The following is a 15,278-nucleotide window of genomic DNA, read 5'->3' as shown; positions in this document are numbered from 1 at the left end:
GCGCTCAGCGCATCGCAGCAGCAGCAATGCAGATCCTGACCCTGGAGGAGAGCCATCGTGCCTCGTACCGTCAGGGACGTCGTCTTCGTCGACGGCGTCCGCACCCCGTTCGGCAAGGCGGGCCCGAAGGGCATCTACCACGAGACCCGTGCCGACGACCTCGTCGTGAAGGCGATCCGGGAGCTGCTGCGCCGCAACCCCGGACTCGACCCGAAGAAGATCGACGAGGTCGCCATCGCCGCGACCACGCAGATCGGTGACCAGGGCCTGACCATCGGCCGCACCGCCGGGATCCTCGCGGGTCTCCCGCAGTCCGTGCCGGGCTACTCCATCGACCGCATGTGCGCCGGCGCCCTGACGGCCGTCACCTCGGTCGCGGGTTCCGTCGCCTTCGGCGCCTACGACATCGCCATCGCGGGCGGTGTCGAGCACATGGGCCGCCACCCCATGGGCGAGGGCGTCGACCCGAACCCGCGGTTCGTCTCGGAGAAGCTGGTCGACGAGTCGGCCCTGTTCATGGGCATGACCGCGGAGAACCTGCACGACCGCTACCCGCAGATCACCAAGCAGCGCGCCGACGAGTACGCCGTGCGCTCCCAGGAGAAGGCCGCCAAGGCGTACGCCAACGGCAAGATCCAGGCCGACCTGGTGCCGGTCTCGGTACGCCGCACCTCCCCCGAGGCCGGTGAGACGGGCTGGGGCCTGGTCACCGCCGACGAGCCGATGCGCCCGGGCACGACCCTGGAGAACCTCTCCGGCCTGAAGACCCCGTTCCGTGTGCACGGCCGGGTCACCGCCGGTAACGCGGCCGGTCTGAACGACGGCGCCACCGCCTCGCTCATCGCCTCCGAGGACTTCGCGCGGGAGCACGACCTCCCCGTGAAGATGCGCCTGGTCTCCTACTCCTTCGCGGGCGTGGAGCCGGAGGTCATGGGCTACGGCCCGATCCCGGCGACGGAGAAGGCGCTGGCCCAGGCGGGTCTGTCGATCTCCGACATCGGCCTGTTCGAGATCAACGAGGCCTTCGCCGTCCAGGTCCTGGCCTTCCTGGACCACTACGGCATCGCCGACGACGACGAGCGCGTCAACCAGTACGGCGGCGCCATCGCCTTCGGCCACCCGCTGGCCTCCTCGGGCGTCCGCCTGATGACGCAGCTGGCCCGCCAGTTCGAGGAGCAGCCGCACGTCCGCTACGGCCTGACCACCATGTGCGTCGGCTTCGGCATGGGCGCGACGGTCATCTGGGAGAACCCGCACTTCGAGGGGGACAAGTGAGCACCACCGCCGAGCTTCTCAAGCAGGCTTCCGAGCTGTTCCCGGACGAGGTCGTCACGAGTGCGCACGTACGCCACTTCGACCTCCCCCTCGGTGCCGGGCGTTTCGCCCTGATCACCCTGGACAACGGCCACGACCACACCAAGCCGACCACCTTCGGCCCGGCCTCGCTGGCGAACCTGAACGCCGCGATCGACCAGGTCGAGAAGGAGGCGGCGGACGGCGAGATCGTCGGCGTCGGCCTCACCGGCAAGCCGTTCATCTTCGCGGTCGGCGCCGACCTCAAGGGCGTGGAGATCCTCAAGGAGTACGAGCACGCCCTCGCCATCGGCAAGGGCGGCCACGAGGTCTTCAAGCGGCTGTCCAAGCTGGCCGTACCGACCTTCGCGTACTACAACGGCGCCGCGATGGGCGGCGGTGTCGAGGTCGGTCTGCACTGCACCTACCGGACCGTCTCCGCGGCCCTCCCGGCGTTCTCGCTGCCCGAGGTCTTCCTCGGTCTGGTCCCGGGCTGGGGCGGCTGCGCCCTGCTGCCGAACCTGATCGGCCCCGAGAAGGCCGTCTCGGTGATCATCGAGAACAGCCTCAACCAGAACAAGCAGCTCAAGGGCAAGCAGGTCTACGAGCTCGGGATCGCCGACGCGATCTTCGAGGGCGCGGACTTCCTGGAGCAGTCGCTGATCTGGACCGCGACCGTCCTCAAGGGCGAGATCCAGATCGAGCGCCCGGCGATCGACCGCGGCGAGGGCTGGGACCAGGCCGTCGCCAAGGGCCGCTTCATCGCGGACTCCAAGGTGCACGGCGCGGCCCCGGCCGCCTACCGCGCCCTGGAGATCATCGCCGCCGCCAAGAACGGCGACCTCCAGCAGGGCTACGACGCCGAGGACAAGGCCCTCGCCGACCTCATCATGGGCGGCGAACTGCGCTCCGGCATCTACGCCTTCAACCTGGTGCAGAAGCGCGGCAAGCGCCCGGCCGGCGCCCCGGACAAGAACCTGGCCCGCCCGGTCACCAAGGTCGGTGTCGTCGGCGCCGGTCTGATGGCCAGCCAGCTCGCGCTGCTCTTCCTGCGCCGCCTGGAGGTGCCGGTCGTGCTGACCGACATCGACCAGGAGCGCGTCGACAAGGGTGTGGGCTACGTCCACGCCGAGATCGACAAGCTGCTCGGCAAGGGCCGCATCAACCAGGACAAGGCCAACCGCCTCAAGGCGCTGGTCTCCGGTGTGCTGGACAAGGCCGAGGGCTTCTCGGACGCCGACTTCGTCATCGAGGCGGTCTTCGAGGAGATCGGCGTCAAGCAGCAGGTGTTCGCGGAGGTCGAGGCGGTCGCCCCGGCGCACGCCATCTTCGCGACGAACACCTCCTCGCTGTCGGTCTCCGAGATGGCGTCGAAGCTCAAGAACCCCGAGCGGGTCGTGGGCTTCCACTTCTTCAACCCGGTGGCGGTACTCCCGCTCCTGGAGATCGTCCGCGGTGAGAAGACCGACGACGCCTCCCTGGCCACGGCCTTCGCCGTCGCCAAGAAGCTGAAGAAGACCGCGGTCCTCACCAAGGACGCCCCGGCGTTCGTCGTGAACCGCATCCTGACCCGCTTCATGGGCGAGATCCAGAACATCATCGACGAGGGCACCCCCGTCGAGGTCGCCGAGAAGGGCGTCGAGCCGCTCGGTCTGCCGATGTCGCCGCTGGTCCTGCTGGAGCTGGTCGGCCCCGCGATCGGTCTGCACGTCTCGGAGACCCTCAACCGGGCCTTCCCGGACCGCTTCACGGTCTCCCCGAACCTCGCGGCCGTCGTCAAGGCGGGCAAGCGCGGTTTCTACGTCTACGACTCCGGCAAGCCGGAGCTGGACCCCGAGGTCGCCGCGCTGCTGAAGCAGGGTGACAAGGTCCTGACGGAGGAGCAGGTTCGCGACCGCGTGCTCGACGCGGTGGCGCAGGAAATCGGCATCATGCTCGACGAGGGCGTCGTCGCCGAGGCGCAGGACATCGACCTGTGCCTCATCACGGGCGCCGGCTGGCCCTTCCACCTGGGCGGCATCACGCCGTACCTGGACCGCGAGGGTGTCTCCGAGCGCGTGAACGGCAAGAGGTTCCTGGCGCAGGGCGTCGCGAGCGTCCCGGCGTAACGCGTAACCCCTGAGGGGGGTGGGGCGTACGGTAACAATCCGTGCACCCGCCCCCCTTTTCGCATGCCGCCACAGATAGGATCCTCACACAATCCGACCATTGTTTACCGACTCTGACGGTCTCCACACGGGACCGCCGGGTGTCCTCGAAGGAGTCCTGCGTGGCGTCCCCTCGTCGCCGTACACCCCGACGCCGGGTTTGGCCCAAGATCAGGCTCCTGCTCCTCGTGGCGGTGGTCGCCGCCGGCGGCACGGCGCTGTATCCCGTGTGGAAGGCGGCGAACCCGGATCCGCCCGAGCTGAAGATCCGCTACCGGACCGACACCCCGGCGACGGCCACGGCGGCCAAGCCGTCGTTCGAAATCTTCAACGACACGGACAAGGCAGTGCCGTTGAGCGATGTGACGCTCCGGTACTGGTTCACGGCCGACGGCGCGGCGGGCGCCTCCTCGTACGCCTTCAACTGTGTCAACGTCGTCTTCGGCTGCTCGAACGTGGCCGGGCGAATCGTCGCCATGGACAAGGCCACCGACACCGCCGACCACTATCTGGAGGTCCGGTTCACGGCCGCCGCGGGCAGCCTGAAGCCCGGCGCCAACAGCAAGGGCATCGACCTCCAGCTGTTCCGCACCGACCACAAGAAGCTGAAGCAGTCCGACGACCGCTCCTTCGACGCGGAGATGACCAGCTACAAGGAGGCGGAGAAGGTCACCGCCTACAAGCGGGGCGTCCTCGCCTGGGGTGAGGAGCCGGACGGCACCAAGGCGAGCGACGACAAGAAGGCGACGGCGAAGGCTTCGGCGCCCGCCCCCGTCCCGGCCCCTCCGGCCGGAGTGCTGTTCGACGACTTCACCTACCAGGGCCCCAAGGACCCGGCCCTGTTCAAGCACGGCTGGCTGGTCCGCACCAGCAAGGGCGGCCCGGGCGTCGAGAACACCTGGTCCGCGAGCGGCGTCAGCTTCCCCACCGCCGAGGGCTCCCACGCCGACGGCCAGGTGCTCAACCTGCGGGCGAGCACGGACGGCACCAAGGCCGGCACGAAGCAGGCGAGCCTCGGCACGGCCGCGAGCAAGTTCCGCGACGGCACCTACGCGGCCCGGATCCACTTCAGCGACGAGCCGGCCACCGGGGACTCCGGCGACCACGTCAACCAGACCTTCTACACCATCGGCGGCACGGGCTCGAAGTACAGCGAGCTGGACAACGAGTACATGCCGAACGGCGGCTGGGGCCGGCCCGGCCCCAAGCTCGACACCGTGACCTGGTTCGACCACAAGAAGAACGACCGGGTCTACGAGACCACCAACAAGAGCCTCGACACCTGGCACACCGTGCTGATCCGGGTGAAGGACGGCGTCGTCGCCTACTGGCTCGACGGCAAGAAGGTCTTTCTCAGCAGCGGAAAGTACGCCCCTCGCGCGGACATGTCCGTGAACTTCAACCACTGGTTCATCGACCTGCCGTTCAAGGGCGAGCGCGCCTGGGACATGAAGGTGGACTGGCTCTATTACAACGCGAGCGACACCCTCTCGGCGAAGCAGGTGCAGTCCGCTGTCGACGGCTTCACCGACGAGGGCATGAACTACTTCGACACGGTTCGGGAGTCCCGGTGAGGAAAAGGCGGTCCGGCGCCCACAGGCACGCTGCCGAGGCAATGGAGGACAAGCCGGTGGTGAGCAGGCGCTCCGCGCTGCTGATGGGCGGTACGGGAGGCGTCGCCATGGCCGGCGGCGGCGCGTGGCTGGGCAAGGTGGTGGCGCAGCCCGCCGCCGCCCCGGCCGCCGCGGGAGGCATCGGAGGCCTCACCACGCCTCCGCTCTACGCCCCTTCCGGCCGCCGCCCCAAGTACCGCCGGGCCACGTGGTCCCAGCAGTTCCAGTCCGGCCACGGCTGGACGCCCGGGGGCGTGGGCACGGTGTCGGCCGAGGCGAACGACACGTCCGTCTTCGTGCGCGGCACCCAGTCGGTCCGGGTGACCACGGCCGGCACAGGCAAGCAGAGCTACATCCGCAAGACGGGCCTGCCGGCGATGAGCCTGACGGGCAAGATGATCCGGCTGGTCTTCCGGGTGGACGACGTGACGAACCTGGCCAAGCTCGTCTTCTACCTGGGCAGCGGTTCCCTCGCGAACCACTTCGCCTGGACACACCACGTCCACTCCAAGACGTCCGCGAACTACGTCCAGTCCGGGGAGTGGGTCACCGTCCACCTCCAGTGGGCGGACGTGGGCGCGGCGGCCGGCACGTACTCCATCGGCGCCGACGGCAAACCGTCCACGAAGACCGGCTTCACCGACATGTCGTTCGCCGTGTACGACGACGCGGGCGGTCCGGTGACCTATCGGCTGCAGGCCGTCGAGCTGATACCGGACACCGTCTCGGTCTTCCCCAAGGGCGTCGTCTCCCTCACCTTCGACGACTCCCACAAGTCGATCCACGACCTGGCCCGGCCGGTCATGGACCGCTACGGCTTCCCCGGCACGGTCTACAACATCGCCGACGCCATCGGTACGGGCAGCTTCCTGACACTCGACCAGATGCGGTCGATGCAGGACTTCTCCGGCTGGGAGATGGGGGGCCACTCGTACGCGAACGCCGTCCACACGGCCAGCTACCCCAAGCTCACCGCCGAGCAGGCCGACGACGACTTCCGCAAGCTGCGCGAGTGGCTGGTGTCCAACGGCTTCACCAGCGAGCACTTCGCCTATCCGCACGGCGCGTTCCAGAAGACCTCCGACGGGGTCCCGGTCGACCAGATCGCGAGCCGGCACTTCACCACGGCCCGGTCGATCATCTCCGAGACGATCGAGTCGTTCGCGCCGGCGATGCCGTACCGCCTCAAGGCGCTGACGGGCATCAACGACGGCGCGGGGATCGGCGGTACGGCCCTGTCGAAGCTGACGGGCGCGGGCGGCCGGCTCGACCGGTGCGTCAACAGCGGCGACTGGCTGATCCTCTGTCTGCACAAGGTCGTCGACGGCGCCCCCGCGACGAGCACCGAGATCGGCAAGGCGGGTCTGGAGACGCTGATGAAGGCGATCGACGACCGGGACATCCCGGTGCTGACGGTCGAGGAGGCCATGGCCTCCTACACCTGAGGCCCGGGCGTCCCGCCCGGACGCACAAGAGAGGGGCGGCCCCCGGCCGCCCCTCTCTTCGTTCGCCTACGGCTCTACCAGCCGCCCTGCCCGTAACCCTGGCTCTGTCCCTGCTGCCAGGACGGGTCCTGGGGCGGATATCCGCCCTGCCCGTAGCCCTGGCCCGGGTACTGCTGCCGGTACGGGTCCTGGTGACCGGGGTGTCCGCCCTGCCACTGCTGCTGACCGGCCGGGGCCGGCGACCCCCAGCTCACGCGTTGCTGCGGGACGCCCGCGTGGTGCTCCTCGTCGTAGCCGGGGATCGGCTGCGGCTGGGAGGGGATGCCGCCCGCCGGGCGGGGCCGGGTGTGCAGCGCCACGCCTTCCAGACGCATCAACTGGAGCGTCTCGGTGACCTTCTTGTCGGAGTACGGGTCCTCTTCCTCGAAGATCTCCGTCACATCGCTCTCGTGGTCCCCGGCCACGGACACCTCGACGCCGCCCTGGCGGGTGCCCCAACTGCCCTTGTGGAGGGTGAACAGGGCGTAGAAGCGCAGCGGGGTCAGCAGCGTCAGCTGGATCACGCCGTAGATCGGCGCGAGCAGGAACATGCCGAACCGCTTGACGAAGCCCATCCCGCGCCGCGGGAAGTCGAGGTAGCGCACATTGCGCAGATAGCCCATCAGCACCATGAAGACCAGGTAGTCACCGATGTGGTTGACGAACTGAGCGGGCTTCATGATGGGCAGGATGACCATCGAGTAGAACATCGCCGAGCCGAAGACCAGCCACAGGGCGAGTTCCATGCAGGTCAGCCAGAAGGCCGGCCGGTACTTCTTCTGGTGCCGGAACGCCCAGAGCGACTCGCGGAAGAAGGACTTGTTCCAGCGCACCTGCTGGCGCAGGAAGTGCGGCAGCTTCTCGGGGACCGCCGTGTAGCCGACGGCGGTCTCCTGGAAGACGACCTGGCCCTCCATCAGGCAGTAGTTGGTCATGCGGCGGTCGTCACCGAAGACGGCCGGCTTGCCCAGGAACTGCTGGTTGAGGAAGTCCGGCAGGTACTTGCGCACCAGCGTGCCGCGGTACGCGGAGAGCGCGCCGCAGCAGCACAGCACCGACTTCAGTCGCGAGTAGGCGGCCCGCTCGAACAGGAACGAGTTGCCGTAGCGCAGGTCCTGGAGGCGGGTGAAGATGTTGCTGTCGTGGTTGAGCGCCAGCACCATGCCGGTGGAGGCCATGATCTTCTCGTCGGCCAGCGGCAGCAGCAGCTCGCGCACGGTGTCCCGGGACAGCACCGTGTCGGAGTCGACGCACAGGAAGATGTCGGAGTAGGGCGCCGCCTCGAAGCCGAGCGCCAGCGCCTCGCGCTTGCCCTTGTTCTCGGGCTGGACGCTGACGGTGTACTTGACGCCCTTGGCCTCGAACTCCCGGCGCATCTTCTTCGCGGCCCTGATGCCGGAGTCGTTGGCGCTGGCGTCGTCGATGATGTGGATCTCGTTCGGCAGGCGGCTCTGCGCGAGGAGGCTGCGCATGCCCTGCTCGAACATCACCGGGTCCTCGTTGTAGATCGGGATGACCGCGGTGACCCAGGCGTTCTCCAGGTACTCCAGCTCCTCCCGCCCGGCCTTGGCCGGACGGTAGAAGAGGGCACCGAACATCTTCAGGGCGAGCAGGCCCATGGCACCCATGGAGTACAGGTGCAGGGAACCGGCGTCGAGCCGGGTGGCGATCAGTGCGGCGAGGCCCAGGAAGACGAAGTACGAGACCTTCAGGTGCCGCCGCTTGCGGTGGGCCCGACGGCCACCGGAGTCGACGGCTCCCGGTATGTACGTATCGTCGGCAGTCACAGCTTGACCACCCGCGGGTGGTCGGCGGACTTGCCCCGGGTGTCGAAGAGCGCCCGGGCGCGGTCGGCCAGCTCGTCGAGGTCTATCTCGCGGTGCGGCTGGAGCAGGATCGTCAGGTCGGCGGCCTCGGCGGCGGCGAGATAGTCCTCGGCCCGCTCGACGGGCGCACCAGCGACGCGCCAGTCCTTCACCCGCGGGTCGAAGTAGACGAGCTCGGCACCGCGCGCGAGGAGGTTCTCCGCGACGGCCAGGGCCGGGCTCTCGCGCTGGTCGGAGATGTCCGGCTTGTAGGTCACGCCGAGCAGCAGGACCCGGGAGCCGCGCACGGCCTTGCCCTGGTCGTTGAGCAGATCGGCGGCCCGGTTCACCACGTGCACGGGCATGCGCTGGTTGATCTCCTGCGCCAGCTCCACGAACCGGAACGGGATGCCCAGCGAACGCACCTTGTACGACAGGTAGTTGGGGTCGATCGGAATACAGTGTCCGCCGACGCCCGGGCCGGGATGGAACGGCGCGAACCCGAACGGCTTCGTGGAAGCACACCGGATGGCGTCCCACAGGTCGACGCCGATCTCGCGGCAGAACATCGACATCTCGTTGACGAGCGCGATGTTGACGTGCCGGTACGTGTTCTCCAGCAGCTTGGCCATCTCGGCCTCGCGGGTGCCCTTGGCCTCGACGACCCGGTTCACGAACCGCTCGTAGAGGGCGCGGGCGGCCTTGGTGCAGTCGGCCGTGATGCCGCCGACGACCTTGGGGGTGTTCTCCAGGCCGAAGGAGGGGTTGCCCGGGTCGATGCGCTCGGGCGAGAAGGCGAGGTGGAAGTCGACGCCGACGCGCAGGCCCCCGGCCTCCAGCCGCGGCCGGACGACCTCGTCGGTCGTGCCCGGGTACGTCGTCGACTCCAGGACCACGAGCGTGCCGGCGGTGAGGTGGGCGGCGATGTCGTCCACGGCGGCGTGCACCGCACCGAGGTCCGGGGCGCCGTGCTCGGTGAGCGGCGTGGGAACGCACACCACGACCGCGGCGGCGCCGGCGATCACCTCGGCCCGGTCGACGGCCTCGAAGCCCTGCTCGCGCATGGCGCGCACTTCGGCGTCGGAGATGTCGTCGACATGTGAACGGCCGGCGTTCAGTCCCTCGACCACCCGTCGGCTGCGGTCGAGACCGACCACCTTCAGGCCCGCGGCGGCGGCGGACCTGGCCAACGGCAGCCCCACGTAACCGAGTCCGACAACGACAAGATCCACCGTGGAGGATCTGCTCACGAATTCATCCCCAACCCCGTTGCCACGGCGTCGGCCAGACGCAGTAGCAACCGGCCCCCCGAGCAAAATCGAACAAGTCCGAGGAGGTTAACAAGACCTTCACTTTTTGACCATGTTCACCCTAGGTGCGCCATGTCACGCACACATCTGTACAACCCTTGACACATCTCATGTGTCTGGTGCGTCAAGAGCCTCAAGACGAAGGGATCAGTTCCGCTTCTTGAAGGCGGTCAGATCTCCCGCCAGGCCTCCAGCGCGAGCCCCGGCTCGTCCTTGCGGCGGGTGAGCAGCATGGTCTTGGTCGACGGCGAGAGCGAGGCGGCGACGACCTCGTCGTGCTCGTCGAGCGCCAGCGACACCATGGCGTCGGCGGGCAGCTGGGGCCCGGACTCGGTCCACCAGGCACCGGCCGACTCCTGCTCGGTCGGATACGCGGCGAAGGCGACCCGGCCGTTCGCCGACCGCTGCGCGAGCACGGTGCAGTCGTGCCCCTCGATGACACACCGCACCGCCGAGACCGGCCCCGGACCGGCCGACGCCAGCAGGGTCACCGGCTTCTCACCTGGACGCCAGGCGCACAGGTCTCCGGACAGGTTCGTGAAAAACAGGGTGGTGTGCTCGGCGGACGTGGCCAGCGCGCGCAGGGTCCCGGGACGGGCGGGGGCGTCGACGCCTTCGGCTTGCACCGGCTTCTTCCCGTCCCCCTCCTGGCGCCAGCGCAGGATCCCGCCGGGCACGCAGGCGTACGCCTCCACGAGCCCGGACTCCCCCGCCGCGGCGGTCGGCTCCCCCTCGACGTCATGCCCTCCGAGGTCCAGCCAGCCGCCCCAGCCGCCCTTGACCTTCTGGTTGCGCAGGCTCACCCCGCCGCCCTTGTTCCGGACGAAGACGTAGCCGCGCCCCGCACCGTCGACGGCGACGGCCGGCGTGCCCGTCCGGTCGCCTTTCTGGTCCGGGTGCCCGATCGGGACCCAGTCCAGGGCCGCGAGGCCGGGACGGAAGTGCGTGGAGTGCACGAGCCCCGACTCCCCCGCCACGGTGGGCCGCCAGGCGGCCAGGTGCGCGTACCCGTCGGCGCCCTGGCCGACCGCCGCGCCCGGGTGCAGCTTCTGGCTGCCGCCGACGGTGCGCGGAGCGTCCTCCCAGGGACCCGCGGGGCCGCGTTCCGCACGGCACAGGACGGCGTCGCCGGAGGGCAGATAGACAGTGAGGCGGCCGTCGCGGCCGCGGATGAGCCAGTCGCCGTTCACGTGTTCACTTTATGCGGCCGACCGGGCCCGGTGCGCCCGCCCACCCCTGCCTCGTGCCCATCTCCCGTGCGACCCTGGCCACATGAACGCCACCACCACGCCTGTCCTGGTCGTCGTCGACGCGGCGAACGTCGTCGGTTCGGTGCCGGACGGGTGGTGGCGGGACCGTCGGGGGGCGGCGGAGCGGTTGCGTGACCGGTTGGCGTCGGAGGGAGTTCCGGCCGTCTCCGGCCCGGTGAAGGTCGTCCTGGTCGTGGAGGGGGCGGCGCGCGGGGTGGAGTCCGTGCCCGGGGTACGGGTGTCGTCCGCCGAGGGCAGCGGAGACGACCACATCGTCGAGGTGGTGGCCTCCGCCGGTGACCGTCCCGCCCTGGTGATCACAGCGGACCGGGAGCTGCGGAGGCGGGTCGCGGAGCTGGGGGCGGACGTGACGGGACCGCGATCTGTTCGTCCGTAGGGTGCCCGGGGTTGTCGGTCGGGCCGGGTGGGTCCGCAGCCCGGCGTAGCGGGGCGCCTCCCCCAAGCTCTCGGCTTCGCTCGAGTAGGGGCCCCACGCCCACCCGTGCCGCCCTTAGCGGCACGCATACCCGCAGCGGGGGCGGCCCGCACCCGCGTACGGCGAGAAGGGGCCGTGTCGGGGGGTGTCCGCCCGCAGCGGTTGGCGCGTCAACGAACAGTCAGTCGGCGTCCGACCCCATCGCGCCGTTCCGAGGACGGACACCCCCCGGCGCGGCCCCGACCCACCACCCGGCGAGAAGGCGCCCCCGCCCCCGCCCCCGAGCAAGAGCCCGGCGGAGCCTAGGCGCTCGGCTGCTCCTCGCCCTCCTCGCGGCGTGCGAGACGGCTGTGAGTCCGGCCGTACAGGAAGTAGACGAGGAAGCCGACGACCATCCAGATCGCGAAGCGGACCCATGTCTCGGCGGGCAGGTTGATCATCAGCCACAGGGAGGCGCACACCGACAGGATCGGGATGACCGGCACCCACGGCGTGCGGAAGGAGCGGGGCAGGTCGGGGCGGCTCTTGCGCAGGATGATCACACCGATGGCGACGACCACGAACGCGAACAGCGTGCCGATGTTCACCAGCGCGGCCAGCTCCGTCAGCGGCGTGAACCCGGCGAGGATCGCGATGAGCACGCCGAGCAGGATCGTCGGCCGGTGCGGCGTCTTGAACCGCGGGTGGACGTGCGAGAAGAACCGCGGCAGCAGCCCGTCGCGGCTCATGGCGAAGAACACCCGGGTCTGTCCGAGCAGCAGGATCATGCACACCGTCGTCAGGCCGACCGCGGCGCCGAAGCTGATGAAGCCCGCGTACCACGGATGCCCGGTCGCCTTGAACGCGTCCGCGAGCGGGGCGTCGACGGACAGCTTGGTGTAGTGCTGCATGCCGGTGACGACGATCGACACGAGGACGTAGAGCGTGGTGCAGATCACGAGGGAGCCGAGGATGCCGCGCGGCATGTCGCGCTGCGGGTTCTTGGTCTCCTCCGCGGCCGTGGCCACGACGTCGAAACCGATGAAGGCGAAGAACACGACCGAGGCGGCGGTGAAGATGCCCATCACGCCGAAGTTGGAGGGCGCCCAGCCGAACATCAGCTGGATCAGCGGGGAGTCGAGACTGGCCCCGGCCTCGACGGGCTTCTCCTTCGGGATGAACGGGTCGTAGTTCTGCCCCTTGATGAGGAACGCGCCCGCGACGATCACGACGAGGACGACCGTCACCTTGATGGCGACGACGAGCGACGTGATCCGCGCGGACAGCTTCATGCCGATCACGAGGATGACCGTGAGGACGAGGACCAGCGCGGCGGCGAGGATGTCGAAGCCGAAGGTGTCCGCGCCCTCCCGGCTGCCCAGCGCCGCGGGCATCGTCCAGCCCGCGTTCTCCAGGAGCGACTGGATGTAGCCGGACCAGCCGACGGCCACCACCGCCGTCCCCAGCGCGAACTCCAGGACCAGGTCCCAGCCGATGATCCAGGCGGGAAGCTCCCCGAGCGAGGCGTACGAGAACGTGTAGGCGGACCCGGCGACCGGAACCGTGGAGGCGAACTCGGCGTAACAGAGCGCGGCCAGCGCACAGGCGACGCCGGCCGCCACGAACGCCAGAGCCGTCGCGGGCCCGGCGTTGTCCTTGGCGACTGTGCCGGTGAGAACGAAGATGCCGGTACCGATGATCACACCGACGCCGAAGACGGTCAGATCCAGCGCGGACAAGGACTTCTTGAGCGCGTGCTCCGGCTCCTCGGTGTCGCGGATGGACTGCTCGATCTTCTTCGTCCGGAAGAGGGTACTGCTCACGGGGTACCTCCCACGCTTGTCGTCCTCGACATGATCGAGAGGTGGCACCATCCGTATGCCCCGGCACGAACGGATTCACGCCGATGGGCCGGTTACACCACCCTCACGGTGGGGTAACCGGCCCATCCCGATCCGTTCGGCCTTGTCGGCCGTGTCCGCCTTGTCAGTCGCGCGCGGACTCCACGGCGTCCGCGGCGGACCGCTCGTATCGCCCGTCGAGCTTGGCGACCAGCCCGGTCACCTGCCGGGCGATGTCCGGCGCGGTGAGCCCGATCTCGGCCAGGACCTCGGCACGCGAGGCGTGGTCGAGGAAGCGCGGCGGGATGCCGAAGTCGCGCAGCGGCACGTCCACACCCGCGTCACGCAGCGCCTGCGCGATCGCCGAGCCGACGCCACCGACCCGGCTGTTGTCCTCCACGGTGACGACCACGCGGTGCTGCTCGGCGAGCGGGGCCATGGCCTCGTCGACGGGCTTGACCCAGCGCGGGTCGACGACGGTCGTGGAGATGCCCTGCTTGTCGAGCAGGCCGGCGATCTCCAGGCACATCGGCGCGAGGGCTCCGACGGAGACCAGCAGGACGTCCGGCCGGTCGGTGCCCGGCTCGCGCAGGACGTCCATGCCGCCGACGCGCCGCACGGCGGGCACGGCGGGGCCGACGGCGCCCTTGGAGAAGCGGACCACGGTCGGTGCGTCGTCGACGGCGACGGCCTCGCGCAGCTGGGCGCGGACCTGGTCGGCGTCACGCGGTGCGGCCAGCCGCAGTCCGGGCACGACCTGGAGGATCGACATGTCCCACATGCCGTTGTGGGAGGCGCCGTCGGTGCCGGTGACCCCGGCCCGGTCGAGCACGAAGGTGACGCCGCACTTGTGCAGGGCCACGTCCATCAGCACCTGGTCGAAGGCGCGGTTGAGGAAGGTGGCGTAGACGGCGAACACCGGGTGCACGCCGCCCGTGGCCAGGCCGGCCGCGGAGACGGCGCCGTGCTGCTCGGCGATGCCGACGTCGTAGACCCGCTTGGGGAAGCGCTTGGCGAACTTGTCCAGGCCCACGGGCTGGAGCATCGCGGCCGTGATGGCCACGATGTCCTCGCGCTCCTCGCCGAGCTTGACCATCTCCTCGCCGAAGACGGAGGTCCAGTCGGCGCCGGAGCTGGCGATCGGCAGGCCCGTGTCGGGGTGGATCTTGCCGACGGCGTGGAAGCGGTCCGCCTCGTCCTGGAGGGCGGGCTGGTAGCCGCGGCCCTTCTCGGTGAGGCAGTGCACGATGACCGGGCCGCCGAACCGCTTGGCCTTGGCGAGCGCGGACTCCAGGGCCTCCAGGTCGTGTCCGTCGATCGGCCCGACGTACTTCAGGCCGAGGTCCTCGAACATGCCCTGGGGGGCGATGAAGTCCTTCAGGCCCTTCTTGGCGCCGTGCAGGGTGTCGTAGAGCGGCCGTCCGACGACCGGGGTGCGCTCCAGGACCTCCTTGGTGCGGGCGAGGAAGCGCTCGTAGCCGTCCGTCGTCCGCAGCGTCGCGAGGTGGTTGGCGAGGCCGCCGATGGTCGGCGCGTAGGAGCGCTCGTTGTCGTTGACGACGATGACGAGCGGACGGTCCTTGGCGTCGGCGATGTTGTTCAACGCCTCCCAGGCCATGCCGCCGGTCAGGGCGCCGTCACCGATCACGGCCACGACGTGGTCGTCGCGCTCGAGGATCTGGTTGGCCTTGGCGATGCCGTCGGCCCAGCCGAGGACGGTCGAGGCGTGCGAGTTCTCGATGACGTCGTGCTCGGACTCGGCCTGCGAGGGGTAGCCGGACAGGCCGCCCTTCATCTTCAGCTTCGAGAAGTCCTGGCGGCCGGTGAGCAGCTTGTGGACGTAGGACTGGTGGCCGGTGTCCCAGAGCACCTTGTCCCGGGGCGAGTCGAAGACCCGGTGCAGGGCGATGGTGAGCTCCACCACGCCGAGGTTGGGGCCGAGGTGACCGCCGGTCTTGGAGACCGCTTCGACAAGGAAGCTCCGGATCTCCTCCGCCAGCTGGTTCAGCTCCTCCAGGTTGAGCCGGTCCAGATCGCGCGGTCCCCTGATACGGGTCAGCAGCGGCACCCGTGCCTCCTTGCAGTAGAGCTGTTGCCGGGCTTGTCGAGTCTAATGTTCC

Annotated in this window: 10 protein-coding genes; 5 read left to right on the top strand and 5 right to left on the bottom strand. The window is 69.5% G+C overall.

Going from position 1 to position 15,278, the window contains the following annotated elements; all coding sequences use genetic code 11:
• The first annotated feature begins 57 nt into the window (after nt 1–57).
• The 4 genes from QOL88_RS30490 (at nt 58) to QOL88_RS30475 (ending at nt 6,498) form a co-directional block, all read left to right on the top strand.
• The gene (locus QOL88_RS30490) at nt 58–1,275 is read left to right on the top strand and encodes a thiolase family protein (protein WP_030838745.1); all 1,218 of its coding nucleotides are present in this window, start codon (nt 58–60) and stop codon (nt 1,273–1,275) included.
• A complete protein-coding gene (locus QOL88_RS30485; RefSeq protein ID WP_097221487.1) occupies nt 1,272–3,401 on the top strand; it encodes a 3-hydroxyacyl-CoA dehydrogenase NAD-binding domain-containing protein in 2,130 nt (709 codons plus the stop codon). Before QOL88_RS30490 ends, QOL88_RS30485 begins: the two co-directional genes overlap by 4 nt.
• Nucleotides 3,402–3,562: 161 nt before the next feature.
• Entirely contained in the window at nt 3,563–5,014 is a 1,452-nt protein-coding gene (locus QOL88_RS30480; RefSeq protein ID WP_097221486.1) for a cellulose binding domain-containing protein, read from the top strand.
• Nucleotides 5,015–5,055: 41 nt separating this feature from the next.
• The gene (locus QOL88_RS30475) at nt 5,056–6,498 is read left to right on the top strand and encodes a polysaccharide deacetylase family protein (RefSeq protein WP_257027936.1); all 1,443 of its coding nucleotides are present in this window, start codon (nt 5,056–5,058) and stop codon (nt 6,496–6,498) included.
• Between the two features lie 74 nt (nt 6,499–6,572).
• Here the strand turns inward: QOL88_RS30475 and QOL88_RS30470 are convergent, their stop codons facing one another.
• The 3 genes from QOL88_RS30470 to QOL88_RS30460 form a co-directional block, all read right to left on the bottom strand.
• Nucleotides 6,573–8,324, bottom strand: coding sequence for a glycosyltransferase (locus tag QOL88_RS30470; RefSeq protein ID WP_097221485.1), 1,752 nt, complete (start codon nt 8,322–8,324; stop codon nt 6,573–6,575).
• Entirely contained in the window at nt 8,321–9,592 is a 1,272-nt protein-coding gene (locus tag QOL88_RS30465; RefSeq protein ID WP_097221484.1) for a nucleotide sugar dehydrogenase, read from the bottom strand. The genes QOL88_RS30470 and QOL88_RS30465 overlap by 4 nt, the downstream gene beginning before the upstream one ends.
• A gap of 230 nt (nt 9,593–9,822) precedes the next feature.
• Complete coding sequence (locus QOL88_RS30460) at nt 9,823–10,842, bottom strand: hypothetical protein (RefSeq protein ID WP_097221483.1); 1,020 nt, start codon at nt 10,840–10,842, stop codon at nt 9,823–9,825.
• Nucleotides 10,843–10,924: 82 nt separating this feature from the next.
• Between QOL88_RS30460 and QOL88_RS30455 the strand changes: the two genes are divergently transcribed.
• The gene (locus tag QOL88_RS30455) at nt 10,925–11,299 is read left to right on the top strand and encodes a PIN domain-containing protein (RefSeq protein WP_097221482.1); all 375 of its coding nucleotides are present in this window, start codon (nt 10,925–10,927) and stop codon (nt 11,297–11,299) included.
• 341 nt (nt 11,300–11,640) lie between these two features.
• On the opposite strand, the gene QOL88_RS30450 is transcribed toward QOL88_RS30455, so the two are convergent.
• Nucleotides 11,641–13,140, bottom strand: a complete 1,500-nt coding sequence (locus tag QOL88_RS30450) for an amino acid permease (protein ID WP_097221481.1) — start codon at nt 13,138–13,140, stop codon at nt 11,641–11,643.
• A gap of 163 nt (nt 13,141–13,303) precedes the next feature.
• Nucleotides 13,304–15,226: a 1-deoxy-D-xylulose-5-phosphate synthase gene (gene dxs, locus QOL88_RS30445; protein WP_097221480.1), complete on the bottom strand. Its 1,923-nt coding sequence runs from the start codon at nt 15,224–15,226 to the stop codon at nt 13,304–13,306.
• Between the last annotated feature and the right edge of the window lie 52 nt (nt 15,227–15,278).

It is taken from the genome of Streptomyces sp. Ag82_O1-12 (assembly GCF_900182715.1).
Taxonomy (GTDB): domain Bacteria; phylum Actinomycetota; class Actinomycetes; order Streptomycetales; family Streptomycetaceae; genus Streptomyces; species Streptomyces massasporeus.
The sequence above is the reverse complement of the archived record's forward strand: the minus strand, read 5'-3'. Positions and strand labels throughout refer to the sequence as shown.